Raw genomic sequence first — 24,862 nt, 5'->3', positions numbered from 1 at the left:
TGATTAGCCCAGCCAATTTCCCATTTATGAGCAGACCAATTCAGTGGGGAATGTCTGCTGGCACCGTACCGGTGTGGCAGCGCCGCAGTATTCAGGGAGACTATTGTGTTTGTTGCATTAGTTAATCGGACAGCATCAATGAATAGGCGGCTTCACACCTATGCGATAATGCCTCCCAAAGAAGGCTGATTGTCGATAGCTTGAAGACTTACGGCAAAGTCTTCGAGAAGACATACATGCCAACGCCATCAATCCTCATATCTTCTACACGAACGATTGAAAAACAACATTTGTTGACGTAGAAACATAGCTAATATTGTCGTTGAGAAACAGTGATCCTATTATTTTCAAAGCTACTGACTTCTGCGGACTGCTTCGTGCCAGAAGTGAACACTGATGACCTTGAACGGTGCTAATCAATAACAACCCTGTCAGGCATATCCATTCATTTTTCAGCGTAGGAAATGCGGTATCCACTACCCTCCCTGAGAATGCGGGTAAACCCTGCCTGACTTAAGTGCATGCCAGCAATGATCAGTTTTTCGCTGACAGCTTGTTCCATAATATTTTTCCTTGTTTCCTCGGCCTGCGCGGGATCGGTGTCGAATAAAATAGAAACAGCTGGTTGCGCTGACTGAATATGAGGATAGTGGACAATGTCTCCCCATATTAATAAGCACTCATCATCCGAATCGATGCGAAACCCTGTGTGTCCCGGCGTATGGCCCGGTAGCCATACCGGCAGAATGCCTTCTGCTATTTTGTCGCCGTTAAAAAAACGCACCTTCCGGGCATAAGCGTCTAAGGTTTGGCGGACCAGCCAAAAATTACGTTGTCCGCGCTCATTTGCTATGTTGAATTTTTCATCATCCAGCCAGTGTTGCGCTTCGAGAGGATGAAGAATAATTTCAGCGTGGTTAAAAACCGGCTGTTTCTCAGAATCCAGTAGGCCTCCAATATGATCCGGATGGCAGTGCGTCAATAAAACGGTATCGACGTCGTCAGGGCTGACACCCGCTGCGGCAAGGTTTGCGTTGAGTTGTCCCGCCATGTTGTTCAGCGGGCCTGTGCCAGCGTCAACCAAAATGATCCGACCCAGACCGCGGATAAGGTAACAATTTATATGGATATCACCGGGCTCACTGATTCCGGCACGGCATTGAATAACGTCCGCATCAGCTTTTTCAATGCCTGACAACAAATCCAGACTCGCTGACATATTACCGTCACTCAGCGCAGTTATCTGAAAATCGCCAATCTGACGGAACGAAAGGGGATGGCTCATCACTACCTCGGGATCAGTTGCGGGCGAACAGGTGTTCTGCTAGGGAGCCAAAACAGCGAATACGGGTCATCAGACCAGAGGCCTGTTGAGTGGCAAAATCCAGTTCACGCATAAAGTTCTCCATCACTTCATGGGTTCGCAATGTGGTCAGACGATAAAAGAGCTCGGCATAAACCGGTTGCCCGCATCCCGGCTTTACATCGACAAAAATGATATGAACGTTTTTGGGGTCTGCACCCAGGATGTCACAGCAGAGGGCGCTGCATTTATGGGTAAAATCACCAAGGTTTTTAAACTTGTCAGAGTGATTTTCAGAAATATAAAAAGTCAGATTAGGCATGATGTTATGGCTTCCCTTTTTCAGCACTCTGCAACTGCGGTGTCAGAGGCCCGTAGAGAGACACACCAGACATATCTGTAAACAGCGAGGCCTTCTCAACAGGCAAGACATATGCAACGCGATAGTCAGGGGATTTATCCAGCCCCACCGCATGCATTTCCAGACCCCGATATCCCAGTTCTGTTTCTAAAAAGTCTATTGGCTTTACGCTCAATAGCAGAATTTCATCGGAAGAGATGGCTGGAGCAAGGCCTTCACCTTCATAGAGGTTACGATACCAGTCAGTAATGCAGTCCTGCCAACGAGAGAAATTACCGCCTCCTTTTAAACGGTAATCCTCACTGCTGAGAATGTCCGCATCATTAATCGTATGAATGGCAAGGTAAACAGGGCAGCCGGATTTGACGGCGCGAAAGCGTTGAGAGGTCGTGAAGCCCGCAACAGATATCAATGCGGGTAGTTTTTGCTGGCTGTAAAAGGCATTCCATTCTGTCTCGCTTTCAGGATCGTTATACGAGCATTCCACGGTATAGAGCATCAGCCGATCTCCACATGAGTTATAAACGCGAGCAAATACATTTGCTCAATGATTTTTCATCATGCTACAGGCTGGTTATGAGGTTTAAAAACGATAATATGTCACGGGTTAGTGATATTAAGTCAATGAAAGCACGTTGCAGGCACTGAGCAAGGAACAGATTTTATGCGCAGAAAAATACCCAGTAGTGCGTCCCTGCAGGCTTTTGATGCCGCCGCAAGGCACGGTAATTTTGCCCGGGCCGCAGAGGAGTTATCGTTAACCGAAGGGGCGATTAGCCGTCAGATTGCGCGTCTTGAAGCATTGCTGAACTGTAAACTGTTTGACCGTATGGGAAGCAGGGTAAAGCTTAACCCTGTTGGCGCGCGCTATGCACATCACGTGCGTGAAACGCTCGATCGGCTCGAAAGAGATACGCAGTACATCATGGGAATGCCTGAGGGCAGTAAGAGTCTGGATATCGCCGTCCTGCCGACCTTTTCCAGCCGTTGGCTTATTCCCCGCCTGAGCGGCTTTAACGCTTTATTCCCAGACATAACGTTAAATATTGCGGCGAGAACGGATCCGTTCATTTTGCCTGGAAGTGGCTTTGACGCGGTCATTCATTTTAAACATTCCGCATGGGCAGGCATGCGTATGCAATTTCTGTTTCAGGAAAATTTGCTTCCTGTTTGCCATCCCGCACTGTTAACAGATAGCGACGTCAATCGACAGTTAAACGAACTTCCGCGCATTCACCGTCGACAGAATCCTGACGCATGGCATCACTATGCCCGGGAAAGTGGAATACGCCTCGATAATCTGGATCAGGGTGTGCGGTACGATCTCCATGAAATGGCCATCGCTGCCGTCATCGCGAGACAAGGCGTAGCATTGGTTCCGCGTATCTATGTCGAGAATGAATTGAGTTGCGGCATGCTTGTTTCGCCCTGGCCAGCCTCAGACTGCCTGAGCAAAAAATTCTGTTTAGTAAAACCGACGGAAACGGGAATCAATGAGGCTGCACTGGAAAGTTTTGAACGCTGGTTGCTTGCTGAAATGAATACGCTCACCAGCCTTAATGCAGAACGGTGACGTTACGTCCGCCCCTCGCTCATAGCAGGCCTGATGACCACTCAGCCTGTCCGCTGCGTGCCGTGAGTTCAACGGGTCAGCAGCGCTGAAACGATTAATTGTCAGACGCTGCAACATGGGCGTGTTTTTCACAAAAAAACCGACGGCATCAATATGGTCGGTTTCTTTGCCAGGATGAGCTTATTCTCGCGTCAATTCAAAAGCGCTCTTATCACCGTCAATGTCGATAGTCATACGCATTTTATCATTAGGCAACAGACGGATTTGAGTCGGGATTTGTGATTTGTGGAACGGGTGATCAAACAGCTTAGGCTTCTCGGAATAGGCATAGCTGTTGAAATTCAACTCGTCGCCGACCCAATGCACATTATTAAACAGGTAACGCCAATTATCATCTGCCGGTTGGAACAGTGTGAATCGACCCTGTTTGTCCTTAACGATCTCTAACTGAGTAGCCTTTTCCGACCGCCATTTGCCAACGAATTTATCGAGATCTTTATGCTCAGGGATCGCCGGCGCTGCAATAAAATCGCCGGGCTTAAAGGCCGTTTTTGGACTTTTGTCCTCTGGTTTATACATTTCACAGAAGGGCACGACTTGCGCCACTTTCAGATAGGAAAAGGTCAGGCTTTCATTCTCAAAACCAATAGGCTGTTTCAGCTTCATCGCCCGCCCAACGATACCAAGGATCTTCAGTTGGGTGGCATGGTCGGGCGATGTCAGACGAATAGTCAGGCTACTTTTGTCAACCGCATAGTGATATTGCTCAACACCCATTTTTACCTGTGGGTTTTCACAGTTAAATGAATGCAGTAGCACCTGGTCATCGGCGCGGAACTCCACAACATTAGCGATACCATTTTTTAATGGTAGCATCGCCCAGATTCCGATAAGCGCCTTTTTATCAACAGCAGAAGGCGAGGCAGGCTGGGTAGTTGGACGGACACAGCCACTGAGTAGAGTCACAAGCAATACAACAATCACGTGTTTAAACATGTTACATCCTGTAAGGGGACAGCGAAAAAAGGTCAATATAAACCAATCTGGGGAAAGCGATAACAAACATAACAACGTTTTCTTCAGCCATGCTGACGGTAGTCTGGCTCAAAATTTATTATGATTTTCATATCGTTTTGCATCCACCCTTTAGCCTACGCCATGTATGTTAGGTGACTGGCTACATGATCATTACTGATGTCTGCTTTTAGCTCAGTTTTTAATGTTGAGAGCGACCTCCTATAGTAAATCCAGCAAATGATAAAGATAACATTCACTCATTTACTGTATTAACGCCTCTCATTGGTCGCTGACGCATAGCGCCCGGCGGATATCCATTGATGCGCTTAAAGGCTCTGCTAAACGCTGCCTGTGAGGCATAGCCGAGGCGTAGGGCAACGGTGTCAATTGAGATTTTATCGTGAATAATCCAGTGACCTGCGATGCGCATTCGCACCTCCCTTGCATAGCGCTGGGGAGGTGTGCCGATGATTGATTTGAAGCGTTCAGCAAAAACAGAGCGTGACACATGCGACTGGGCAGCAAGCTCAGCAACAGACCACTCCCGACTCGTATCGCGATGAATGGCCAGAATAGCACGGGCAAGTCGCGGATCACGTAACGCAGCGATCAGACCTGCGGCGTTCTCGCTGCCGTTTTCGATCCATCCACGCACAATCATGGCAGCCGCCACTTCTGCGAGGCGTGCCAGAATGCCCGCGAAGCCAGCTCGTCCTGAACAGATTTCAAATTTCATCGCGCCCAGAATGGGAACCAGCCCCGGATAAATCTGTTCATTTGCCTCAACCACTATGGCTTGCGGCATCAGTTTACCAAGACCTTGCATTCCACCGAGATCGAACTCCATACAGCCATAAAACAGAACCGTGCTGGGTGTCGGATGCAAACTCGGGCAAGTATTGATTCCGCTGACGGCCTCGCCTAAAGGAGCAGAGCCTAACGTGTCGATATGTTGAAATGAACAGCTGACATCCGATACAAGCTGATGATCTTCACCCTGCGGCATGAATACCATGCTTCCGGCTTTCAGTTCGTACAACGTACCGTCGTGTGTGCGAAGCAGAGCAGTGCCCACAGCGATGTAATGAAAATAGGCATGTCCCGGCCTGTTGCTAAAACCGACGCCAAACTCAGAGCCAGTCTGTAAACGGCGATACTGCACGCCACGCAGGCGCATTTCCAGCAGCAATTCACTGATGAGCTCGGATGACAGGGCAAAATGTTTGTTCACATGCATATTCGGAGTTTCGGGTAAAAAATCAGGATATGGCATCATAGATCGTCCAACTGCTCGACTCTAGACTTGGCGTTGTAATTTTTCTCCAAGAAGAGTGTGTTATGAGAAATGAAGCAACTGAAGCTGTATCCGCTAATTTGAATAGTTCTGAACCCAAAGAATCCGCATGGATGGCCGTTATTTCACTGACTATGGGCGTGTTTGGCTTGCTGACTGCGGAATATCTTCCTGCCAGCCTGTTGACACCCATGGCCGCCGATCTCGGTGTGACCGAAGCTCTTGCCGGTCAGGCTGTGACGGTAACGGCTGTGGTGGCTTTGTTTGCTGGTCTGATGGTTCCCCGCCTGACGCGTAACTATGATCGCCGAAATGTTTTGCTTGGTTTTACCGTGCTGATGATTGCCTCCAACCTGCTTGTCGCACTTTCATCCAGTCTGACCGTTCTGTTAGTCATGCGCATATTGCTGGGCATCGCGCTGGGAGGCTTCTGGAGTATGGCTGCTGCCGTAGCTATGCGGCTGGTCCCTGCTAAAAGTGTCCCGCGTGCTCTCTCCATTATTTTTAGCGGTATTGCTGTTGGTACCGTAGTTTCGATCCCGCTGGGGAGCTATTTAGGTGGGCTTTATGGCTGGCGTAGTGCTTTTATCGCTGCAACCGCAGTAGGCGTGCTGACACTACTCTTTCAGCTGTTTACCCTTCCTGGAATGGCTCCGCGTAGAATGATGATAACGGCATCTGTCATGGATTTACTCCGCCGCCCAGGTATTGCGATGGGAATGACGGGGTGTGTGATTGCCCATACTGGTCAGTATGCGCTGTTTACCTATATTCGTCCGGCTCTTGAAAATATTGCCCAACTTGATGTGGATCATTTGTCTTTGATACTACTTGGATTTGGCGTCGCTAATTTTATCGGTACGCTGCTGGCTGGGTGGCTGATGGAGAGAAGCCTGCGTCTTACCCTGATACTAATGCCAGCGCTTGTCGGTTTAGCGGCATTGAGCATGATTTTGCTGCCACTAGAGGAAAAAGGATTGATGTTGTTCGTCGCGTTATGGGGGATGGCATTTGGTGGCGTACCCGTTGCGTGGTCAAACTGGGTAGCGCGTTCCGTTCCCGATCAGGCTGAAACCGCTGGCGGCATGGTAGTCGCAGCAGTTCAGTCCTCAATTGCTGCGGGTGCTGCGTTGGGGGGATTACTCTTTGGTATCAGCGGCGTAACAGGTGTTTTCATCACCGCTGGTTGCATAATGTTTTTTGCCACGCTCATTATTGGACTAAAGGTGAGGGTTGCGCTGACCTGACCGATTCCCATATAACAAGGTTTCAAATGAAGGCCAACTGAACCGGGTGGTTGGCCTGAAAGAAAGTAGCGAGATTTCCTACGCCTTTCTGCTCAATGTATTGTTCGCTAGCCAGCTCTTAGCTGACCTTCCTCGCGCGTCTCCTTCGTGCCAGGAGCGGACTTTGATAACATCTCTTTATCATCAATTCTCACTCAGCAAACTATTTGCGTCCCAAGCCTTCATCGCAAATGATACCGAGGCATTAAGTTCTTCGCCTGTTACGCCATCACGCGCTTCAGTTGACAGGCCTATCTCAAAGCTGTGCAAATATATGGCCAGCGCCCGTGCATCGGTGTCTGCGGCCAGCTCGCCCGAATCAATTGCTCTAAGGACGCACTTAAGGAATCCTTCGCGGGTACGGGTGCGTCGTGCTTCAAGAATCTGGCCAATATGCTCGTGCCCGGGCGAACAGGTATTAATAGATAACGCGATAAGACAGCCGCTTGGATGTCCCTGCTCTGTCTGCATTTTTGCTGAACGTCGCAACGCCAGTTCAGTAGCCTCACGCGGGTTGAGACTGTCATCCCAGAGGCAATCGTTAACCTGACCATAAGTTGACGAATAGCAATCAACAACTTCTTCAAACAGCGCTTCTTTCGAACCAAATGCCGCATAAAAGCTCGGTGCGGTTATGCCGTTACCGAGATTTGCTTTAAGCAAGGCAAGCGAAGTGGACTCATAGCCATACTGCCAAAAAAGGTACATTGCCTGACGAATTGCTTCGTCGCGATCGAATGTTCGTGGACGTCCCATCTTAGCCATACCTTCTCCTCGTCTGGCAAATGATACATAAATACTAATCGATACATATGTTCTTGACAACCCGCAAGGTGATCTATAGCTTCGAATATATATACCAATTAGTATATATGTGTTCGCAATATGATTTTGCGAATTATTCAGCTATTTCAGTAATATCAAAAAGGGCTCATCGTGCACGTTAATACAGAATTTCCGACCTCGATAACATCGCGTAGGTTGCCTCTGGCGACCTTGCTGGCGTTTGCCATGACCGGCTTTATCGCCATCCTGACTGAGACGCTTCCGGCGGGCCTGCTTCCGGCCATCGGAGAGGGCCTTGGCGTTTCACAGGTGATGGCGGGTCAACTGGTGAGCATCTATGCGCTGGGTTCGCTGCTCGCAGCGATTCCGCTAACGGTGCTTACCAGCGGATGGCGCCGTAAAAAGGTGTTGTTGCTGGCGGTGGGAACCTTTGTGGTTTTCAATACGATTACGACCGTTTCGACCAGTTACTCGCTGACGCTTGCGGCTCGCTTTATGTCCGGTGTGGCGGCAGGGTTGGCATGGGGGATACTGGCTGGCTATGCGCGGCGCCTCGTTCCGGCTGATTTACAAGGCCGCGCGCTGGCTATTGCTATGGTCGGCATTCCGATTGCTCTGTCACTGGGCACTCCGGCAGGAGCATGGCTGGGCGGCATAATGGGGTGGCGAGTGTCGTTTGGTCTCATGGCAGCGTTGGCGGTTATTTTGTTTATCTGGACGTTAGTGGTGGCTCCTGATCTGCCGGGACAACAGGCTGAGCGGCGTTTGCCCGTGTTGAAGGTTTTTATGATGCCCGGCGTGCGTCCAGTTCTGGCGGTCATCTTTTTATGGATGACCGCCCACAACATCCTTTATACGTTTATAGGGCCATTTCTGGAGTTGTCGGGTCTGACAGAGCGCATCGGCCTCGTCCTGCTTGTTTTCGGTCTTACCGCACTTGTCGGCATCTGGATTACCGGAACGCTGGTTGATCGTCACCTCCGTAAACTAGTTCTGCTCAGCCTTGCAGCGCTGGCTACTGTTTCAGTGGTGCTAGCTGCGGGCATGCGAGAGCAGAGCGTTGTCATGCTGGCGGTTATCGTGTGGGGATGGTCATTTGGCGGTGCGTCAACCCAGATGCAGACAGCAGCGGCTGATGCGGCCGGCAATCATGTCGATGTTGTTCAGGCGATGGTAACTACCGCATGGAATCTGGCTATCGCAAGCGGCGGCGTTGTCGGGGGCGTGCTCCTCAATAATGCCGGTGCGGCATCCTTTCCCTGGGCACTGATGGTCTTTATGGCGGTCGCCTTTCTCATCGCTTACATCGGGAAAACGCATGCCTTCAGGCCAGGTGCCAGAAATCAATAAATGAAATAATGGGCTGGATACAAATAATTATGTCCAGCCTTACTACAGCGTGGGTTGCGTTGTAATTTATAACAGGTAAGTCCGCTTCTGGCTTAAAACTGAAAACAGTGAGTTTGACGCGCTAAATGCGCGTCCTGATAAGTCAGCCCTCTGTACTCCGCATCAGGTATAGAGAGGGCTGGAGCACATCGTCACTCCAATTTACTGCGGCACAGACAGAGCAAAGTGGTATTTCAGTATATGGGGAAGGTCTTTTTCCGCCACTTGCTGCTTTTCTACCCCCTGCGCGGTCACTGTTGTGAGTGTATCACCCAGCAAAATCAGGCGCCCCTCGGCGAGATGTTGCACGATCAGCAGCTTCTGCACAAAAATGGCATCAGGGTGGGTGGAGTTGAGGTAGTTTGCCGGGACGAAATCAATCCATTCCTGAGGGATCAAATCAAAGCCGTATTGATTAGCCCATTCACCCTCAACCTTCGCCTGCAACAGGTACTCACCCTTTGCGTCACGGGTAAGTCGGAACATATCGAAATCCTGATTAATGTCGGTGTCGAGCAAGTCTAAGGCCAACGGCGCGCGGATACCGTAGCTACCGAAACCCAGATCGCATAGCCACTGACGGCCATCGACTTCTGCAATTAACGCCATATGGGTTTTCGGCCGACGCACCGGATAGAACATCGGACGTGCCGCCACGAAACAGTAGGGGATTCCTAACGCTTCCAGCGCCATGGCAAATAGCCCGTTGACCTCATAGCAGTAGCCGCCCCGACCCCGTTGTAGCAGTTTGTCGACAATCTCTTCTGGCACCAGCGAGACAACCTTGCCTGCCTGCACATCCAGATTCTCAAAAGGCACCGAAAAGAGTTGATGGCGCATCAGCGCATAGAGTGTGGCGCTGTTGGCAGATACCTGAGCGGTATAGTTTATACGGCGTAAATAAGTAGAAAGATCAAAGTTGTCGCTATGCATCATGCCTCCGTGACTGAGTAGTGTTCGCCACTATAGATGGTGAACATCATTAGCTGTATAGTCAGATTTATCGAAAATCAGACTGTACAGATCGCCATGTCCGTCCCGTCCCAATCGTCTCCACATTACCGCCGAATTGCGGCAATGCTGCGCCTCACCCTCGACTCAGGTGCGCTGCGAGCCGGTGACCGGATGATCTCCGCGCGTAAGCTGGCCGAACGCGAGCACGTTAGCCTGCCAACGGCACTGGAAGCGCTCCGCTGTCTTGAGGCAGAAGGTCTGATTGTTGCGCGTCCGCGCTCGGGCTACTTCGTCAGTCAGGTCAATACGTCCTCCCATCCTTTGCCTGGTCCCGTCCCTGTGACAATGTCAGCCGTAGCCCGGTCACTATTCAGTAGTGCAGAAGCGCGTCTGGTGCCACTTGGGGCCGCGCTACCCGATCCCACCTGGCTACCTGGCGATATCCTGCAGCGGGCACTGCATGCAGCAAGCCGTCGCCTGGCCGCCCACGGGCAAAGCTACAGCCTGCCACCGGGGAGGGCTGACCTGCGCAATAAGATTGCCGCTCACGCAGCGCAGTGGGGGGCCCATTTTGGCGCGGATGACATCGTCATCACCACAGGCGCGACGCAGGCGCTGCGTCTTGCTCTGCGGGCAGTGTGTCAGCCAGGTGATGTTGTGGCGATCGAGCAGCCCGCCTACTTTGGCACGCTCCTGCTGCTGGAGGATTTAGGTCTGAAAGCATTGCAAATCCCCACGGATCCTGCCGAAGGTTTGTTGCTGGCACCGCTGGCTGACGCCATTGAGCGTCACCGCCCGGCCGCCGTTCTGGCCTCGCCCACGGTGCAGAACCCGCTCGGTGCCAGTATGCCCGTCGCGCGCAAGAAGGAACTGGTTGCCCTGATTGAAAGTGCAGGCATCCCTTTAATAGAAGACGATGTGTATGGTGATTTGGCCGGCGAAGGTCAGCGTCCTCCGGCCTGCAAAGCGTTCGACCAGAGTGGGAGTGTGCTTTACTGCAGTTCGTTATCCAAAACCCTTGCTCCGGGCTGGCGAATCGGTTGGATTGTGGCCGGACGCTATCATATGCAGGTATTGCAGGCTCGCATGGCCGGGGACTGGGCAGGCGCGCCGTTGCTTGAAGCCGCCGCGAGCGAGGTACTGGCAAGTGGCGACTATGAGCGTCACCTGCGGCGCCTGAAATCCAGGGTTACGCAGGGGGTACAAGTCGTTACAGCACGGGTCGAAGCTAGCTTCCCACCGGGTACGCGCGTTACCGTGCCAACAGCCGGTTTCTTGTTATGGGTAGAACTCCCGCAGCAGATAAATGCGCTGGAGGTACATCGTTGCGCGCTAGCGCTGGGCATTGGTGTTAGCCCTGGCCCCTTGTTTTCCCCCGGGGCGGAATTACAAAACTTCCTGCGCTTAAATTGTGCGAACGAACCCACACCTCACCTGCTAAATACCGTGGAACAGCTCGGAGCACTTTGTCACCAACTGGCGAGAAGTGAGTAATAGTTTTATATGCGCCCATGTCGCGAATACCTTCAGCTCGATATATGCCACCAGCACATCAATGCCAGGGCGGTTTTGTGCCAGGAGCGGACAGACCGTGATGCTAACTGCATTGTAGATGCGCGATTTCACTATTGATGGCTTCTATACCCTGTTTATAGCGTAGCATGACCTCTTCATGAGTCACCATTAATCCGCGGCCGTACTCTGTGGCTAGGAATGTGTATCTTTACAGGTGTACGAGATAATCTATATTGCCAGTAATGTTACTGGCAATATAGGTGTTTAGGGTAACGATAAACTCACGCAATTCATCCGTATAAGAAAACCATTCTCTACCAAGTCCCTTCTTATCCACCCTGTATTGGTGAAAGAAGCGGTGTAACGCAAATTCTGTCTCCACGCCTCCGGAGGGGATGATGGAGATAAAGCACAGTGTGCTGGTGTTCGCCTCGTCGATCAGCCTTTTAGGTAGAATTGCGGCAAGATTTTTCAAATTAGCCAGGGTGTTGAGCGTGATCAGCGATGATTTCTGGAGCGTAAACTGCACAATTTGATTACCTGCTATACAGATGTAACATGATATTCGGTCGCTATCATCCTCCCGATTGCCAGAAAACAACCTTACGTTGTAACCAGCGTACAATTTGTGCGCCACACACCCCGATCAATGCCAGTAAAAACACGCCCGCAAACATAGTGGACAGACTCATATTCACAGAACTGGATGCTATCAAATACCCCAAACCACGTTGTGCAGATAAAAATTCAGCCACAACCGCACCAATTAATGCCAACGCCACACCAATCTGCAATCCGGCAAAAATATCGCCTGCCGCTGAAGGCAACTTTACATGAAACAATAAATAATAACGGGATGCCGAAAATGCACGACAGGTATCCAGTAATTCAACATCGGTGCGGCGAATACCATTAACGGTGTTGACAAATAGAGGAAAAAAACAAACCAACGTCACCAGCACAATTTTAGATGCCACGCCAAAACCGAACCAGACGAGGATAATCGGCCCCAATGCCACTTTGGGTGTGGCTTGTAACGCAATCAGCAATGGATAGACAAAGCGTTCAAACATCTGCGACTCTGCCAGCACGCTGCCAAGCAGAACCGCCAGCAAACTGCCGATGATATATCCAGCCAACGTCTCACCCACAGTCATCGCAATATGCGGCCACAGGCTCTGATCGCTGAATCCATCGCGTAATGCGCGGAACACGGCTGCAGGCGGAGGCAGAAGATAATCAGGAACAGAAAATACACGTACAGACACATCCCAAATAAGAACCAACACGGCAAGACTCACCAAGGGGAATAACAGGGAGAAAAATCTATGCATGGGTGAAATATCTCCGTAAATGCTGACACAGTGCCATAAACTCATCATTAGCCAGCGTATCCAACGTGCGCGATCGGGGTAGTGGAATTGTCACACTCTCAATAATGCGCCCGGGGCGAGGCGACATCACCAACACCCGATCGGCAAGAAATACCGCTTCCTGAATACTGTGAGTAATGAACAACACAGATTTGCGCTGTTGCTCCCAAATGCGTTGGAGTTCCAACATCAAGAATTCGCGTGACAGGGCATCCAGAGCGGCAAAGGGTTCATCCATCAACAATAAATCAGGATCGTGTAGCAACATCCGTGCGATGCCTACTCGTTGTTGCATCCCCCCGGAAAGCTCGAAGGGATAATCGCTCGCAAAGTCGACCAGGCCGACCAGATCAAGTAATTGTCGTGCCCGCACTCGGGCAGTTGCATCTGACAACCCCAGCGTGCGAGCAGGAAGCAGCACGTTATCCAATACCGTTTTCCAGGGCAGTAAATTGGGTTTCTGAAATACCACCCCTGTGTGTCGGCTTGGGCCAACGACAGTTCGAGAGGCCACCTGTACTTGTCCTGAGGTGGCGGACATCAGTCCTGCAGCAAGCTTCAGGATAGTAGACTTGCCGCATCCAGAGGGGCCCAGTAACGCGACAAACTCCCCTGTGCCTACCCGTAAATCGACCTCAGCCAGCGCGTTAATCTCTCCTCTGCGCGTTGCATAGGTCAGGCTGACATCCCGCAGTTCCAGCGCAGCAGTCATGCTTTCGCCTCAGATGTCGCCGTTGCCGCAGACAAAAATGCCAGTACGCGCTGCCAGCTCTGTCGGTTTGCCCGGGCATTGGCAAGCGGTGTCCCGCCGCCATCAATCACTACTCCTGCGACTGGATGCACTTTGGCAATCTCCGTTGTCGGGAGGAACGGAAATCCGATGGCATGTCCGGCATGCTCGTTGCGCAGATGCTCGACGGGCCAAGGGTGCTGTTTATCCGCCAGAGTAGTGACAATGTGCTCACAATAATCCGATGATGGCCAGAATCCGTCATCAGTACCTGAAATCAACAGCACAGGACCGGTAATACGTTCTACCGGAATACGTGCAGCAGCCAGACTCTCTGTATCACGCAGAACCGCGACAAACGCCGGAGCTTGACGAATAGGTGCACCGGGTTGTGGTGGATGATCGAAGGCGTGCCAGTCTGCCTCCGGGTTACCCTGCCAAACATTACGGAGAGGTTGCCCATGCCAGGTCCAGGCAGTGGCATCCCGAGGTTCATCAGGGCGGCCTGCTCGCAGGGTGCCATGCACCACGGCACTGGGAACATAGCCAATCACTGCAGAGACGCGCTCGGGAAATGTCGCGCCTAGCAGCAGTGCCAGTTCACCACCGCGAGAATGCCCAGCCACGGCTATAAACCCCTTTTTCGGCTGCAACGTATCCACCGCCCAATCAAGCGCCTGCTGAAAATACTCCAATGGTGTCGCGGAAATAGAATCAGGCCTTCCTGGCGCGTTAAAATACGCCAACGCCAGCCCGCTATACCCGTGAGCGGCGAATAGTGCAGCACGTTGCTCTGGCGTTCCTCCGCCAGAACCATTAAGAACAATGACCAATGGATGAGGGCCAGCGCCTTCTGGCGTAAACAGGGTTGCAGAAAGTCCATTGGTACGAATTTCCTGGCGCGTCACGCCCGGTGCCAGCAAACGTTGAATCAATGTCGTTTCAGCCACGGCGCCAGTTGTATCTTCCACACGTAATGTGACATGGCGGGCGTCAAGGCTATCGCTTAAGGCAGGATTAACCGGTTCAGACACCAGACGCAGTGACCAGACAGGCGCCATCGGTTCAGCATCGAGCCAGTCACCAGACAAGGGGAGGGCAGTTTCCAGATCCAGCACGCCGTCATCTCCAACGTCAAACACCGCATCACTGTGCCAGATACTGCCATCCGTATGGGTAAAATCGGCCATAAATCGCACCCGGCCAGGGGCAAGTCCGTCAGCACGAATCTTACGCGACACATCAATCAGGCCATCCGGCGTATCTATTCTTAGCGTCGCGCTCATTTGGCTTCCTCCGCCCGGATTTTCAAGGCCTCCTTATCGAAGTCATCAAATGCCGCAATGAATGCGTTAGAAAAAATACGTTCTACTGGCACATCTGCTTTTGGAAACTCCCCATTTTTTGCCATAGCGCTGATTGCCGCTCGGATCACCGGCAGATCGTACTCCCCTGGCGTACGGCGTGAGCCATCTTCCCGATACAACGTGCGTTGCAAACGACGGGAGAGTAGCGTCTTTGCCTCCTCTAGCCCTTTGCCTTCCGCATCAGCAGGTTTGCTTTCGGGATATTGACGCCAAAAAGCCCGCACGCAGAACTCAGGGTTCACATCACAGACGTATTGTGCTTCGGTATAGGCAAGACCGAAGCGCCGAATCAGATCGGGATGTTCTTTAAAGGTATCCTCATGCGCGATAAAACCGTTGCCAGGGTTTTCCTGAAAGACATCGGGGTATGCAATACGGCGGATTTTTGTTCCGGTAAACTCAAAAATATCGCCCCAACTGCTGTTATAGTTCAGCGCATCCACCTGCTTGCTGCGCAGTGCCTGAAAGCCGGAACCCAGCACACCAACAGCAACAAACTCAACGTTTTTACCCGGCTCAAGACCGGCTACCCGTAAAGCAGCACGGCTGTTTGGTATCGTGCCCCACGTCAGTGCGCCAACACCGATTTTTTTATCCTTCAAATCAGATAACGTTTTAATGGGAGAATCCGCCAGCACGGTATATTCCATCGTCTGGGCGGGAGTGCCGTTATAAAAATAACGCAGTGGTAACGGATCTTTCCCGTTGAAATAACTTGAAATTACGGGTTCCGATACAGGATAACCAAAAGTAACCCGTTTGCTGGCCACCTGCGGCAGCAATGCACCTGCACCTTGAAATACAATCAGTTTGACAGACAGATTCTGTTCTTTAAACAACCCCAGTTCCTGGGCTGCAGCATAAGGCGCTCCGTCATGGACCGCTGGCGGGATCGCTAATGCGATAGTCACTTCATCCAGAGCTTGCGCCTGGGAAACACCCATAAATATGAGAGATAATAACGACCACTTCAAACGCATATACGCCCCTTGCTCAATAGGTTTCCTGTGGGGAAAGGTAAAACGGTGGCCTGCAAATCAGAACGAATAACTTTATCTAATAATGTGCATATCTTGGATGAAGTGAGATGCCCACAGTGGGCTGCAAAAAAATGCTGAATATCTTTTATATATCTACTGAGCACCTCAGTTAATGCAAATAATAACATTCCATTGCTGATTTAATTATTAGTTTAGTCCTCGGCACTGCGACAGAATGCGTCCATTAAGGTATTCAACGTGACGCTGTGAGATGCTCACAGAGGTGAATTGAGAGGACCGGAGTGACCCATTCCCTATCTTTAAGCGACCATGTTTATCACACGATTCGTCGCGATATTCTAACGTGTCGTCTGTTGCCAGGATCGCTGGTAACAGAGTCCGAAATGATGGAGCGCTACCCGTCAGGGAAAAGCACCATCAGGTTGGCACTGACTCGCCTGAGCCAGGAAAAACTGGTGATTTCACGCCCGCGCAAGGGTTACCGTATTGCCCCAGTGACACTGCAAGATGTGGAAGAAATCTTCACCATCCGCGCCGCGCTGGAACCACTCGCCGCGCGTCTGGCTGTCGGCAAAGTCGATATTGATTTACTCAAAACACTTGAAGCACAGTGCCGAGTTGAAGTTGCTGCACCGCTATCGACGCGAATTGATGTGTTTATGAACGCCAATAAGCGATTTCATTTAACCATTGTCGAAGCCACGGGTAACAGCCATTTAATCCGCACCCTTTCAGGGTTAATGGATGAAATGGCGCGACTGGTGGCCTTGGGTTTTAATGTGCAACGCGTTAAGCCAGAAATAAAACACGATCATAATGCCATGATTGATGCGTTTATTGCCGGTGATGTTAAACGGGTCGAATTTATCGCTCGCCGTCATATTGAAACATTCCAAGCCATGACATTGGAAAAAATCTACGCCACGTTAAGTAAAGAAGGCACGCTATTACCCGTATTGCCACGGGAGATATTTGAATGAATACTTCCTTACTTTCCGCCACAAAAGACAGCATTGAATTACGCGGCGTCAGTAAATCTTTTGCCAGCCAGAAGGTACTGGAAAGAATATCGCTGACGATTAAAGAAGGTGAAATTGTTGCGCTATTAGGCGCATCGGGTGGCGGTAAAAGTACGCTATTAAACCTCATGTCGGGTCTATTACCTGCCGACAGTGGCGATATCGTCATTCAGGGTGTCCCTGCCAGGCAGTTTCAGCACTGGCAACGCATTGCCTATCTGTTTCAGGAAGATCGCTTACTGCCGTGGCGAACCGTTGAACAGAACGTGCATTTTGGCTTGGAAAACAGTGCACTCAGCAAACAGGAGCGCCGTCGACGCGTGGCTGACGCGCTGACGCTGGTTGGCCTTTCCGCTTTTGTTCACCATTGGCCACATCAATTATCCGGGGGCATGCGCAGCCGCGTAGCGCTGGCACGCAGCCTGGTGGTTCAGCCGCAAATTCTGCTGATGGACGAACCTTTTTCACGCCTCGATCCCCAAACCCGCGGCTCTATGCATGAGGAATTACTGCGTATCCAGGCACTGACCGGTATGACCGTTGTGCTGGTAACCCATGATGTGGAAGAGGCGGTGGTACTGGCAGATCGCGTAGTCATTCTGAAACCACAACCAGGGCGCATCCATCTTGAAGCCACGCTGCATCTTCCGCGCCCGCGTGTTGCCACCCACCCTGACGTGAACGAACAGATTCGACTACTGCGTCTTGAGGTATGAGATGAAACTATTTTCGCGCACCTTCAGCCTGCTCCTGCAACGACTGGTATTACTGGCGATATTCCTTTTCGCATGGTGGCAAGGGTCACTGCATCTTCCGACGTTTGTATTACCCAGTCCCAGCAGCACCTTGCAGGCATTGCTCTCTCTGTGGCAGGGAGAAACGCTCCTGCACGACATCAAAGTGACATTCGGCCGCGTTGTCTCTGGTTTTGTACTGGCTGCACTGGTAGGCACCGTCTTCGGCCTGGTACTGGGTGCCAGCCAGCGTGTGGCTCGCTTTTGTGAGCCGCTGTTAGCGGTATTTAACACGGTATCGTCTGCTATCTGGGCCATTTTCGCCATCATCTGGTTCGGCATTTCTGATGCCACCACCATTTTTGTGGTGTTTATGACGGCGATGCCGCTGATCCTCACCAATGTCTGGCAAGGCGCGCAAAACGTCGAAGCGCAGTATGTCGAATTGGCGCATAGCTTCCGAATGAACCGCTGGCAGACGCTGCACAAAATCTATCTCCCCACCATTATGCCCTACTTCTTTTCGGGGGCCCGGCTGGCATTTGGTTTCGGCTGGCGCGTATCGCTGGTGGCAGAAACGCTGGGGTCATCGGATGGCATTGGGTACCGCCTGCGTCAGGCCGGCGATCTGGTGCAAACCAGCCAGGTATTCGCCTGGACATTGTTACTCGTCTCACTGATGTTGCTGCTGGAAGGGGGGTTGCTGAAACCCTTGGAGCGGCATCTGTTTCGCTGGAAAAAACGTTCATAGCATTTCATTGAATCTGAGGTAATAACATGAAAAGACTGCTCGTTGTTTTTGCCCTGCTGGCAGGACTTCTGCCGCAACTGAGCTTTGCTAACGGCAAAGTGCGTATTGGTTACTGGACATCCGGCGTCAGCCTTGGCTACGGCGCGGTGCTCGAAAGTCAGGATTTCCTGAAGAAACGTGGCGTCGATGCTGAGTTCGTTCACTTTCCTGATGTTAACGCCCCCTTGAAGGCTCTGGCTTCTGGTTCTATCGATCTGGCATTTGGTGCACCGGTTGCCGGTGTATTCAGCGTTGCCAGTGAGGGCGTGCCGGTGAAAATCATCGCGGCCACGCAACCTGCGGATGTGGCATTCGTGGTGCCAGCCGACTCACCGATCACATCGCTTTCCCAGCTAAAAGGTAAAAAAGTGGGCATGTCACCCGCCGGTTCTTCCGTCGCCGTGATTGGTACTACGTTGTTGCAGGAAAACGCGGGTATTGCGGCAAATGCATTTTCACTGGTCGGAGGAAATGAATCACGTTTGGCACAGTTCCTGGCGCAAAAGCAGGTGGATGCAGCAGCCTTACGGACCTTAACGGTAAAGCAATTACCGGATCTGAAATTGCGGGTTATCAGTACCTATGCGGATGAGTGGAAAAAACTGACCCACAGCGATGCTCAGCCCTATATCGGCGTAGGTACCGTGCGCAATGAATTGCTTACCCAGCAGCCAGAAACCGTCGCAAAAGTGATCGCGGCACTGCGCGACACGCTGGACTGGGGACGTGCTCACCCTGATGACGTTGTAAATATCCTTAAAGTGAAAGCCAGTCTGCCGGAAGACCAGGCGCGTGCCTACGTTAGCCTATGGGACCGCATGAATCAGATGTCCTTTGAAACGGCTGACATCGATACCCTGAAACGTGAACACGCGGTGCTGTTAGGCAGCGGTTCTATTAAAGGCGAGCTGAATAACGACTTGTTTGATCAGCGTCCTTATCTCGCTTCGAAAAAACTGAAATAACGGAGAGATGTACGTGAGTAACACACTTTTTTCGAGTAATACGATGAAAGCATTGGTATTACAGCAACATGGTGGGCTCGAGCAATTACAGATTGATAGCCAGAAAGCTCGACCGCAAGCCCAGGCCGGACATGTGGTGGTACGTGTAGGAGCATCCTCGTTCAATTACCACGATGTATTCACTGTACAGGGGATGCCGGGTATCAAAATCCCACTGCCGGTAGTGCCAGGACTCGATTTAGCCGGCACCATCGACAGCATCGGTGAAGACGTGACGGGCTGGCGCATTGGCGATCGGGTGCTGGTGAACCCACTAAAACCGGGTATTGGTCTACTGGGAGAAATGGCCGATGGTGGCATGGCGGAGTATGCGCTGGTCGATGCGCGTCAGCTTATCGCCTTGCCGGATGGCGTTACCTTCGAGCAGGCTGCCGCACTTCCTGTGGCCTATGGCACTGCACATCGCATGTTAATCACCCACAACACCATCAAAGCCGGGGACCGGGTATTGATCCTCGGGGCCAGTGGTGGTGTCGGCACCGCCTGTATTGTGCTGGCGAAATACCTCGGCGCAGAAGTGATCGCGTGCGCGGGGAGTGATGAAAAAGCGATAGCTCTGCAGGCGCTTGGCGCTGACCATGTCGTGAATTACCGCGAACAGGATTTCTCGCGCTGGGCCATTGAAAAATATGGCAAACCACAGCGGCGCACCCACGAAGGTGGCGTCGATGTGGTGATCAACTTCACCGGCGGAGACACCTGGCGCCCGTCGCTGAAATGTCTGAAACGTGGCGGCACTCTGCTGGTATGTGGCGCCACCGCAGGCTATGACCCTCAGGAGGATCTGCGCTACGTCTGGAGTTTCGAGCTCAACATCAAAGGTTCCAACAGCTTCTATGAAGAAAATCTGACTGCGCTACTGGCGCTGGTCGCTGAAGGAAGCATTACCCCATTGATTGACCGTGTGCTACCGCTGGAACAAGCGGTGGAAGGGTTACGACTGATTCGTGACCGCGAAGTATTAGGCAAAGTGGTTGTTACCCCCTGATTCGGAAACAAAGCATGAACGCACAGGATATCGAACAAAAATTACTGAAAGGCCCTTATCACCAATGGCTGGGCTTAAGAGTACAACACGCTGGCGAGGGTGAAATAACCCTACAGGTACCTTTTCGCGATGAATTTATCGTCAATCCTGACGGGAAATATATTCACGGTGGCATTCTCGCCACATTGGTTGACCTTGCTGCAGACTGGGCGCTGTTCTCCTGGACAGGCAAAGGCGTACCCACCTTCAACCTGCATGTGGATTATCACCGACCTGCCCGGGGTGACCTGACGGTAAAAGCGAAAGTGCTCAAACTCGGCAAACAGGCATCCTGCGCAGAGGCCTGGGTGTATGACGCAGAAGGTCGTTTGGTTGCCAGCGGTCGGGGTCTGTATGCCATGCCAACGGAACAGGGGGCAGTATGATCCTGAAACTGGATCATCTGGTGATAAACAGCCACTTCGCGCTGGATAACAGCGCGGAACTGTTCCGGGCACTGGGATTCACCTTAACACCTAAGGGGTATCACAGCCTGGGATCGATCAACCATCTGATCATGTTTTCCGACCACTATCTGGAGTTGATTGGACTACCCTGCGAAGACGAACCGCTGCGTCGAGAACTGCTCGACAATCCTCCCGGTCCTGACGGGTTGGTGTTTGCCAGCGACAGCGCCGAACAAACCAAAGCAACCCTGCAATCTGCCGGTTTTATTGTACAACCGGTGCAACACTTTTCTCGTGAAGTCGTCTGTGGCACAGAAAGAGGCGAGGCCCGGTTCAGCACCGTACGTCTGGCATCGGGGACTTTCAGTGCCGGCCGGGTGTACTTCTGCCAGCATCACACCCCGGAATGGGTGTGGCGTGATGCCTGGTTACAGCCGGGCAAGATTCAGACATTAACCGTGGTGGCGCATGATGCTGCGGCAACCCGAGCACAGTACGCACAGTTAGGCGACACCGAACTGCTTAAGGTGATCAGCCACGAGGAATGGCAGGCAGAGTATGGCACTTTACTCCCTCTGATTGATGATCGCGAAAGCCGATTTGCAAGTATCCGGATTTCTGGCAGAGATACCCGCACCATCCGACAAAAAGCCCAACAGCTTAATTTACCGCTGGAGCAACGGAGTGGACGCCTGCAAGTGGCAATTCCTGCCTTAACGCTGGTACTGGAGTTTGACCATGCCTGATTCTCCGTCATTTACGCGTTCGGACAATCTCGGGGCGTTCAGTGACGCATTACGTCACAGTAATCAACCCGCATTTATTATGCCATTTACCGATGGTCAGCCGCGCGAAATCACTTTCCAGCAGTTAGATAATAGGGCTAACGCCATCGGTCTTGGATTACAACGTTTTGACTGGCCACAGGGATCTCGCGTCGCGGTTCTCGCCCGTAATTCGATTGACTATATTGCCAGCCTGCTCGGCATTATGCGTGCCGGACTGGTCGCGGTACCGATCAACTTTCGTTTCCCAGTCGATACCATCGAACGCATCCTCACCGACAGTGAGAGTCGCCTGCTGTTGGGTGATGAAGATCAGCTCAAACGCGTTGTCAGCGATATCGCCCGAGTGCCCTTTGGCGCTGAGCTGACCGCGCTGCAACGCGTAGGTCAGTTGGAATGCTTTACACCTGCCCACGACGATCTGGCATTGATGCTGTACACCTCCGGTTCGACCGGGATGCCCAAAGGCGTGCGGCTGACACACGCCAGCCACCGCTGGGTGGTTGAGACCCGACTGGCAGCACAGGAATTAACGGGTGAACGAGTATTGATTGCCGCACCTTTCTACCATATGAACGCGCTGGCACTGGCTCTGCTTACACTGGCAAGCCAGGTAACCACCGTGCTGCTGCCGCAATTTGAAGCACGTCGTTATCTTGAGGCAATGAACCACTACCGTTGTACCTGGCTGACAGCCGTTCCCCCCATGCTTGCCATGATGTTACAGGAGAAAGATTTGCTGGAAGCCTATGACCTCTCCTGCATACGGGTGATCCGTATGGGCTCCGCCCCCGTTAGCAATAGCTTGTATCGATCATTGCGCCACTGGCTACCACAAGCACGCATCATTAACGCTTATGGCACAACGGAAGCCGGGCCTGTGGTATTTGCTCAACACCCGCAGGGCCTGACAACGCCAGCGGGTTCACCCGGGTATCCGCATCCCGCAGTCAGTGTGCGGTTGCGTAATGATATCGGGGTGCTGGCAGATGAAGGCGTATTGGAAATGAAAAGCCCGGCGCTCATGCAAGGTTATCATCGAAGACCCGATGTGCCCGAGCCGTTCAGCGCGGATGGCTATTACATTACCGGAGACGTATTCCGTCGTGATGAAAATGGCTTTTTTTGGTTCGTTGGCCGCCATGACGATATGTTCGTTTGTGGGGGAGAGAACATCTGGCCGGGTGAAGTTGAAAAGCTATTGGAAAGCCACCCTCAAGTACAACAAGCCTGTGTTGTGCCAGTGACGGATGATATCAAAGGACAGAAACCGGCTGCATGGGTGATCCTCAGAGCCGGAGAGTCAGTCGACCCATCGGAATTGAAAAACTGGGTGCTGCAACACGGTCCGGCGTATCTGCATCCACGTCATATTTGGCTCACTGACCACTTTCCCTTGGCGGGAACCAACAAGATCGACCGTCGAGCATTACAGACGGCAGCGGAGCAACGCGTAAACAGAGGGAACGCGCATGACCTTTAACTGGCATAACCCCTATCTCACCCCCCGTACCCCGGTATTTGCACGTAATGTCGTCTCAACGTCGCATCCCCTCGCTGCACAGGCGGGAAACCGTATTTTAATGGAAGGGGGGAATGCAGTGGATGCGGCGATCGCAGCAGCAGCCACGTTAACGGTGGTAGAACCGGTATCAAACGGATTGGGCAGTGACGCTTTCGCACTGGTATGGGCGGACGGGAAATTGCACGGACTGAACGCATCTGGCCCGGCACCAGCGGCCTGGGATGTGAATTACTTTCGCCGCCGTTATGGTAACAATGCGCAGGGTCTGGCACAGCGCCCTGAACGCGGTTGGGATTCCGTCACTGTGCCGGGCGCAGTTGCAGGCTGGGAGGCATTGCACCGCCGCTTTGGCAAACTGCCTTTCTCCCAGTTGCTGAACAGTGCCATTGAGATTGCTGAACGTGGTGTCACTCTGGCGCCCATGGTAGCCCGTAAATGGCAAGCGGCGGTACCCATCCTTGCACAGCAGCCGGGGTTTGCCGACGCTTTTATGCCAAACGGACATGCGCCTCAAACAGGCGAAATATTTCGATTCCCCTCTGCCGCCAAAACGCTACGCACGCTGGCGGATCAGGGGGCAAGGGCATTCTATGAAGGGGAAATTGCTGAGGCCATCGTCGGTTGGTCACAGCAAACAGGCGGTAGTTTGACATTGCAGGATTTACGGGCCTATCAGCCAGAATGGGTGACACCAATAAGCCAGCAATATCGAGGCCATGAAGTGCATGAAATCCCCCCTAATGGCCAAGGTATTGCTGCATTGATCGCATTGGGTATTCTGGAACAATTTGATCTGCAAAGCCTGACGTTGGATGGCGTAGATGTTCAACATCTGCAAATAGAAGCAATGAAGCTGGCGTTTGCCGATGTGTACCGCTACGTTGCCGACCCGGCTTCAATGGAGGTCACGCCACAACAGATGCTGGATAGCCAGTATCTAAAACAACGTGCAGCGCAAATTGATCTGACCCGCGCTGCGCTGCCCGTTGCAGGAATACCACGCAGCGGCGGCACGGTATACCTGACGACCGCTGATGAAAGCGGCATGATGGTGTCATTTATTCAATCCAACTATATGGGGTTTGGTTCTGGTGTGGTGGTACCGGGATATGGCATCAGCTTGCAAAACCGAGGTGCAGGATTTTCCAGTGACCCAAAATCCGCCAATGTGGTGACGCCCGGTAAACGACCTTTCCACACCATTATCCCCGCGTTTCTCACCAAGGATGGTCAGCCACAAATGAGTTTCGGCGTGATGGGGGGGGATATGCAGCCTCAAGGTCATGTGCAGACGGTGGTCAGAATGCTGGATTTCCATCAGCAACCTCAGGCCGCCTGCGATGCCCCGCGCTGGAAGGTTAACCGGGATTTTACCCTCGATCTGGAAACCCGTTTTGATCCAGCCGTAGCACAGCAATTACAGTCACGAGGCCACACGTTAAAGGCTGTTGACGATCCCTATATGGATTTCGGCGCTGGACAGTTTATCTGGCGTCTATCAAATGACCCAAATCACGGCTATGTTGCTGCCAGCGATAGCCGACGGGACGGTCAGGCACTCGGTTTCTGATATTAATCGCCACCCAGGGAATATTTCACGC

The 24,862-nt window shown here is 52.1% G+C and carries 25 protein-coding genes; 13 read left to right on the top strand and 12 right to left on the bottom strand.

Annotated features, from left to right (window positions below; genetic code table 11):
- Positions 1-445: 445 nt before the first annotated feature.
- The 3 genes from J5067_RS06250 to J5067_RS06240 are packed head-to-tail and all read right to left on the bottom strand — an operon-like array spanning position 446 to position 2,163.
- Complete coding sequence (locus J5067_RS06250) at positions 446-1,285, bottom strand: MBL fold metallo-hydrolase (RefSeq protein WP_264650681.1); 840 nt, start codon at positions 1,283-1,285, stop codon at positions 446-448.
- Between the two features lie 13 nt (positions 1,286-1,298).
- Positions 1,299-1,625 (bottom strand): hypothetical protein, encoded by a 327-nt coding sequence (locus J5067_RS06245; RefSeq protein WP_264628497.1) that lies wholly within the window; start codon positions 1,623-1,625, stop codon positions 1,299-1,301.
- Between the two features lie 4 nt (positions 1,626-1,629).
- On the bottom strand, positions 1,630-2,163 hold the full coding sequence (locus J5067_RS06240; protein ID WP_264650680.1) for a sugar ABC transporter: 534 nt from the start codon (positions 2,161-2,163) through the stop codon (positions 1,630-1,632).
- Positions 2,164-2,328: 165 nt separating this feature from the next.
- Between J5067_RS06240 and J5067_RS06235 the strand changes: the two genes are divergently transcribed.
- Entirely contained in the window at positions 2,329-3,237 is a 909-nt protein-coding gene (locus J5067_RS06235; protein WP_264650679.1) for a LysR substrate-binding domain-containing protein, read from the top strand.
- A 180-nt stretch (positions 3,238-3,417) separates the two neighbouring features.
- Here J5067_RS06235 and J5067_RS06230 read toward each other — a convergent pair whose 3' ends face one another.
- Together J5067_RS06230 and J5067_RS06225 are read right to left on the bottom strand one after the other, a co-directional pair.
- Positions 3,418-4,233, bottom strand: coding sequence for a hypothetical protein (locus tag J5067_RS06230; protein WP_264650678.1), 816 nt, complete (start codon positions 4,231-4,233; stop codon positions 3,418-3,420).
- A 274-nt stretch (positions 4,234-4,507) separates the two neighbouring features.
- Positions 4,508-5,530, bottom strand: coding sequence for an AraC family transcriptional regulator (locus J5067_RS06225; RefSeq protein ID WP_264650677.1), 1,023 nt, complete (start codon positions 5,528-5,530; stop codon positions 4,508-4,510).
- 62 nt (positions 5,531-5,592) lie between these two features.
- On the opposite strand from J5067_RS06225, the gene J5067_RS06220 reads away from it, so the two are divergent.
- A complete protein-coding gene (locus tag J5067_RS06220; protein ID WP_264650676.1) occupies positions 5,593-6,795 on the top strand; it encodes an MFS transporter in 1,203 nt (400 codons plus the stop codon).
- 183 nt (positions 6,796-6,978) lie between these two features.
- Here J5067_RS06220 and J5067_RS06215 read toward each other — a convergent pair whose 3' ends face one another.
- Positions 6,979-7,599 (bottom strand): TetR/AcrR family transcriptional regulator, encoded by a 621-nt coding sequence (locus J5067_RS06215; RefSeq protein WP_264627858.1) that lies wholly within the window; start codon positions 7,597-7,599, stop codon positions 6,979-6,981.
- 171 nt (positions 7,600-7,770) lie between these two features.
- Here J5067_RS06215 and J5067_RS06210 point away from each other — a divergent pair, with 171 nt between their 5' ends.
- Positions 7,771-8,970, top strand: coding sequence for an MFS transporter (locus J5067_RS06210; protein WP_264627857.1), 1,200 nt, complete (start codon positions 7,771-7,773; stop codon positions 8,968-8,970).
- Positions 8,971-9,171: 201 nt separating this feature from the next.
- On the opposite strand, the gene J5067_RS06205 is transcribed toward J5067_RS06210, so the two are convergent.
- Positions 9,172-9,942, bottom strand: a complete 771-nt coding sequence (locus J5067_RS06205; protein WP_264627688.1) for an arylamine N-acetyltransferase — start codon at positions 9,940-9,942, stop codon at positions 9,172-9,174.
- 96 nt (positions 9,943-10,038) lie between these two features.
- Between J5067_RS06205 and J5067_RS06200 the strand changes: the two genes are divergently transcribed.
- On the top strand, positions 10,039-11,457 hold the full coding sequence (locus J5067_RS06200; RefSeq protein WP_264650674.1) for a PLP-dependent aminotransferase family protein: 1,419 nt from the start codon (positions 10,039-10,041) through the stop codon (positions 11,455-11,457).
- 229 nt (positions 11,458-11,686) lie between these two features.
- Here J5067_RS06200 and J5067_RS06195 read toward each other — a convergent pair whose 3' ends face one another.
- From J5067_RS06195 to J5067_RS06175, 5 genes are read right to left on the bottom strand one after another with little or no spacing between them, the layout of a single operon-like run.
- A complete protein-coding gene (locus J5067_RS06195; RefSeq protein ID WP_264627687.1) occupies positions 11,687-12,007 on the bottom strand; it encodes a hypothetical protein in 321 nt (106 codons plus the stop codon).
- Between the two features lie 46 nt (positions 12,008-12,053).
- Entirely contained in the window at positions 12,054-12,860 is an 807-nt protein-coding gene (locus tag J5067_RS06190; RefSeq protein ID WP_264650673.1) for an ABC transporter permease, read from the bottom strand.
- Positions 12,805-13,563, bottom strand: a complete 759-nt coding sequence (locus J5067_RS06185; RefSeq protein WP_264642980.1) for an ABC transporter ATP-binding protein — start codon at positions 13,561-13,563, stop codon at positions 12,805-12,807. The genes J5067_RS06190 and J5067_RS06185 overlap by 56 nt, the downstream gene beginning before the upstream one ends.
- Entirely contained in the window at positions 13,560-14,867 is a 1,308-nt protein-coding gene (locus tag J5067_RS06180; protein WP_264650672.1) for an acyl-CoA thioester hydrolase/BAAT C-terminal domain-containing protein, read from the bottom strand. Before J5067_RS06180 ends, J5067_RS06185 begins: the two co-directional genes overlap by 4 nt.
- The gene (locus J5067_RS06175) at positions 14,864-15,928 is read right to left on the bottom strand and encodes an ABC transporter substrate-binding protein (RefSeq protein ID WP_264650671.1); all 1,065 of its coding nucleotides are present in this window, start codon (positions 15,926-15,928) and stop codon (positions 14,864-14,866) included. Before J5067_RS06175 ends, J5067_RS06180 begins: the two co-directional genes overlap by 4 nt.
- Before the next feature lie 302 nt (positions 15,929-16,230).
- On the opposite strand from J5067_RS06175, the gene J5067_RS06170 reads away from it, so the two are divergent.
- Genes J5067_RS06170 through ggt form a run of 9 tightly spaced genes read left to right on the top strand, consistent with a single transcriptional unit; the run spans position 16,231 to position 24,831 of the window.
- Positions 16,231-16,929: a GntR family transcriptional regulator gene (locus J5067_RS06170; RefSeq protein WP_264627739.1), complete on the top strand. Its 699-nt coding sequence runs from the start codon at positions 16,231-16,233 to the stop codon at positions 16,927-16,929.
- Complete coding sequence (locus tag J5067_RS06165; protein WP_264627740.1) at positions 16,926-17,684, top strand: ABC transporter ATP-binding protein; 759 nt, start codon at positions 16,926-16,928, stop codon at positions 17,682-17,684. The genes J5067_RS06170 and J5067_RS06165 overlap by 4 nt, the downstream gene beginning before the upstream one ends.
- A gap of 1 nt (position 17,685) precedes the next feature.
- Positions 17,686-18,453: an ABC transporter permease gene (locus J5067_RS06160; RefSeq protein WP_264642976.1), complete on the top strand. Its 768-nt coding sequence runs from the start codon at positions 17,686-17,688 to the stop codon at positions 18,451-18,453.
- A gap of 26 nt (positions 18,454-18,479) precedes the next feature.
- Positions 18,480-19,457, top strand: a complete 978-nt coding sequence (locus J5067_RS06155; RefSeq protein ID WP_264642975.1) for an ABC transporter substrate-binding protein — start codon at positions 18,480-18,482, stop codon at positions 19,455-19,457.
- Between the two features lie 13 nt (positions 19,458-19,470).
- A complete protein-coding gene (locus tag J5067_RS06150) occupies positions 19,471-20,505 on the top strand; it encodes a zinc-binding dehydrogenase (RefSeq protein WP_264642974.1) in 1,035 nt (344 codons plus the stop codon).
- 14 nt (positions 20,506-20,519) lie between these two features.
- Positions 20,520-20,930: a PaaI family thioesterase gene (locus J5067_RS06145; RefSeq protein ID WP_264642973.1), complete on the top strand. Its 411-nt coding sequence runs from the start codon at positions 20,520-20,522 to the stop codon at positions 20,928-20,930.
- Entirely contained in the window at positions 20,927-21,697 is a 771-nt protein-coding gene (locus tag J5067_RS06140; protein WP_264642972.1) for a VOC family protein, read from the top strand. Before J5067_RS06145 ends, J5067_RS06140 begins: the two co-directional genes overlap by 4 nt.
- A complete protein-coding gene (locus J5067_RS06135; protein WP_264642971.1) occupies positions 21,690-23,219 on the top strand; it encodes a class I adenylate-forming enzyme family protein in 1,530 nt (509 codons plus the stop codon). Before J5067_RS06140 ends, J5067_RS06135 begins: the two co-directional genes overlap by 8 nt.
- Positions 23,209-24,831 (top strand): gamma-glutamyltransferase, encoded by a 1,623-nt coding sequence (gene ggt / locus J5067_RS06130; RefSeq protein ID WP_264650670.1) that lies wholly within the window; start codon positions 23,209-23,211, stop codon positions 24,829-24,831. Before J5067_RS06135 ends, ggt begins: the two co-directional genes overlap by 11 nt.
- Positions 24,832-24,862 lie beyond the last annotated feature (31 nt).

Origin of the sequence: Candidatus Symbiopectobacterium sp. NZEC151, assembly GCF_025962655.1 — a bacterium.
In the GTDB taxonomy this organism is placed as follows: Bacteria; Pseudomonadota; Gammaproteobacteria; order Enterobacterales; family Enterobacteriaceae; genus Symbiopectobacterium.
This window is presented reverse-complemented; position numbering and strand designations above follow the sequence as displayed.

What these genes read in the sequence shown, in the direction of transcription:
- J5067_RS06160 (WP_264642976.1), top strand. Translation starts at nt 17,686, where the DNA reads ATGAAACTATTTTCGCGCACCTTCAGCCTGCTCCTGCAACGACTGGTA.
- J5067_RS06190 (WP_264650673.1), bottom strand. Translation starts at nt 12,860, where the DNA reads ATGATGAGTTTATGGCACTGTGTCAGCATTTACGGAGATATTTCACCC.
- J5067_RS06230 (WP_264650678.1), bottom strand. Translation starts at nt 4,233, where the DNA reads ATGTTTAAACACGTGATTGTTGTATTGCTTGTGACTCTACTCAGTGGC.
- J5067_RS06200 (WP_264650674.1), top strand. Translation starts at nt 10,039, where the DNA reads ATGTCCGTCCCGTCCCAATCGTCTCCACATTACCGCCGAATTGCGGCA.
- J5067_RS06205 (WP_264627688.1), bottom strand. Translation starts at nt 9,942, where the DNA reads ATGCATAGCGACAACTTTGATCTTTCTACTTATTTACGCCGTATAAAC.
- J5067_RS06185 (WP_264642980.1), bottom strand. Translation starts at nt 13,563, where the DNA reads ATGACTGCTGCGCTGGAACTGCGGGATGTCAGCCTGACCTATGCAACG.
- J5067_RS06250 (WP_264650681.1), bottom strand. Translation starts at nt 1,285, where the DNA reads ATGAGCCATCCCCTTTCGTTCCGTCAGATTGGCGATTTTCAGATAACT.
- J5067_RS06155 (WP_264642975.1), top strand. Translation starts at nt 18,480, where the DNA reads ATGAAAAGACTGCTCGTTGTTTTTGCCCTGCTGGCAGGACTTCTGCCG.
- J5067_RS06180 (WP_264650672.1), bottom strand. Translation starts at nt 14,867, where the DNA reads ATGAGCGCGACGCTAAGAATAGATACGCCGGATGGCCTGATTGATGTG.
- J5067_RS06235 (WP_264650679.1), top strand. Translation starts at nt 2,329, where the DNA reads ATGCGCAGAAAAATACCCAGTAGTGCGTCCCTGCAGGCTTTTGATGCC.
- J5067_RS06145 (WP_264642973.1), top strand. Translation starts at nt 20,520, where the DNA reads ATGAACGCACAGGATATCGAACAAAAATTACTGAAAGGCCCTTATCAC.
- J5067_RS06175 (WP_264650671.1), bottom strand. Translation starts at nt 15,928, where the DNA reads ATGCGTTTGAAGTGGTCGTTATTATCTCTCATATTTATGGGTGTTTCC.
- J5067_RS06225 (WP_264650677.1), bottom strand. Translation starts at nt 5,530, where the DNA reads ATGATGCCATATCCTGATTTTTTACCCGAAACTCCGAATATGCATGTG.
- J5067_RS06140 (WP_264642972.1), top strand. Translation starts at nt 20,927, where the DNA reads ATGATCCTGAAACTGGATCATCTGGTGATAAACAGCCACTTCGCGCTG.
- J5067_RS06220 (WP_264650676.1), top strand. Translation starts at nt 5,593, where the DNA reads ATGAGAAATGAAGCAACTGAAGCTGTATCCGCTAATTTGAATAGTTCT.
- J5067_RS06135 (WP_264642971.1), top strand. Translation starts at nt 21,690, where the DNA reads ATGCCTGATTCTCCGTCATTTACGCGTTCGGACAATCTCGGGGCGTTC.
- J5067_RS06215 (WP_264627858.1), bottom strand. Translation starts at nt 7,599, where the DNA reads ATGGCTAAGATGGGACGTCCACGAACATTCGATCGCGACGAAGCAATT.
- J5067_RS06165 (WP_264627740.1), top strand. Translation starts at nt 16,926, where the DNA reads ATGAATACTTCCTTACTTTCCGCCACAAAAGACAGCATTGAATTACGC.
- J5067_RS06245 (WP_264628497.1), bottom strand. Translation starts at nt 1,625, where the DNA reads ATGCCTAATCTGACTTTTTATATTTCTGAAAATCACTCTGACAAGTTT.
- ggt (WP_264650670.1), top strand. Translation starts at nt 23,209, where the DNA reads ATGACCTTTAACTGGCATAACCCCTATCTCACCCCCCGTACCCCGGTA.
- J5067_RS06240 (WP_264650680.1), bottom strand. Translation starts at nt 2,163, where the DNA reads ATGCTCTATACCGTGGAATGCTCGTATAACGATCCTGAAAGCGAGACA.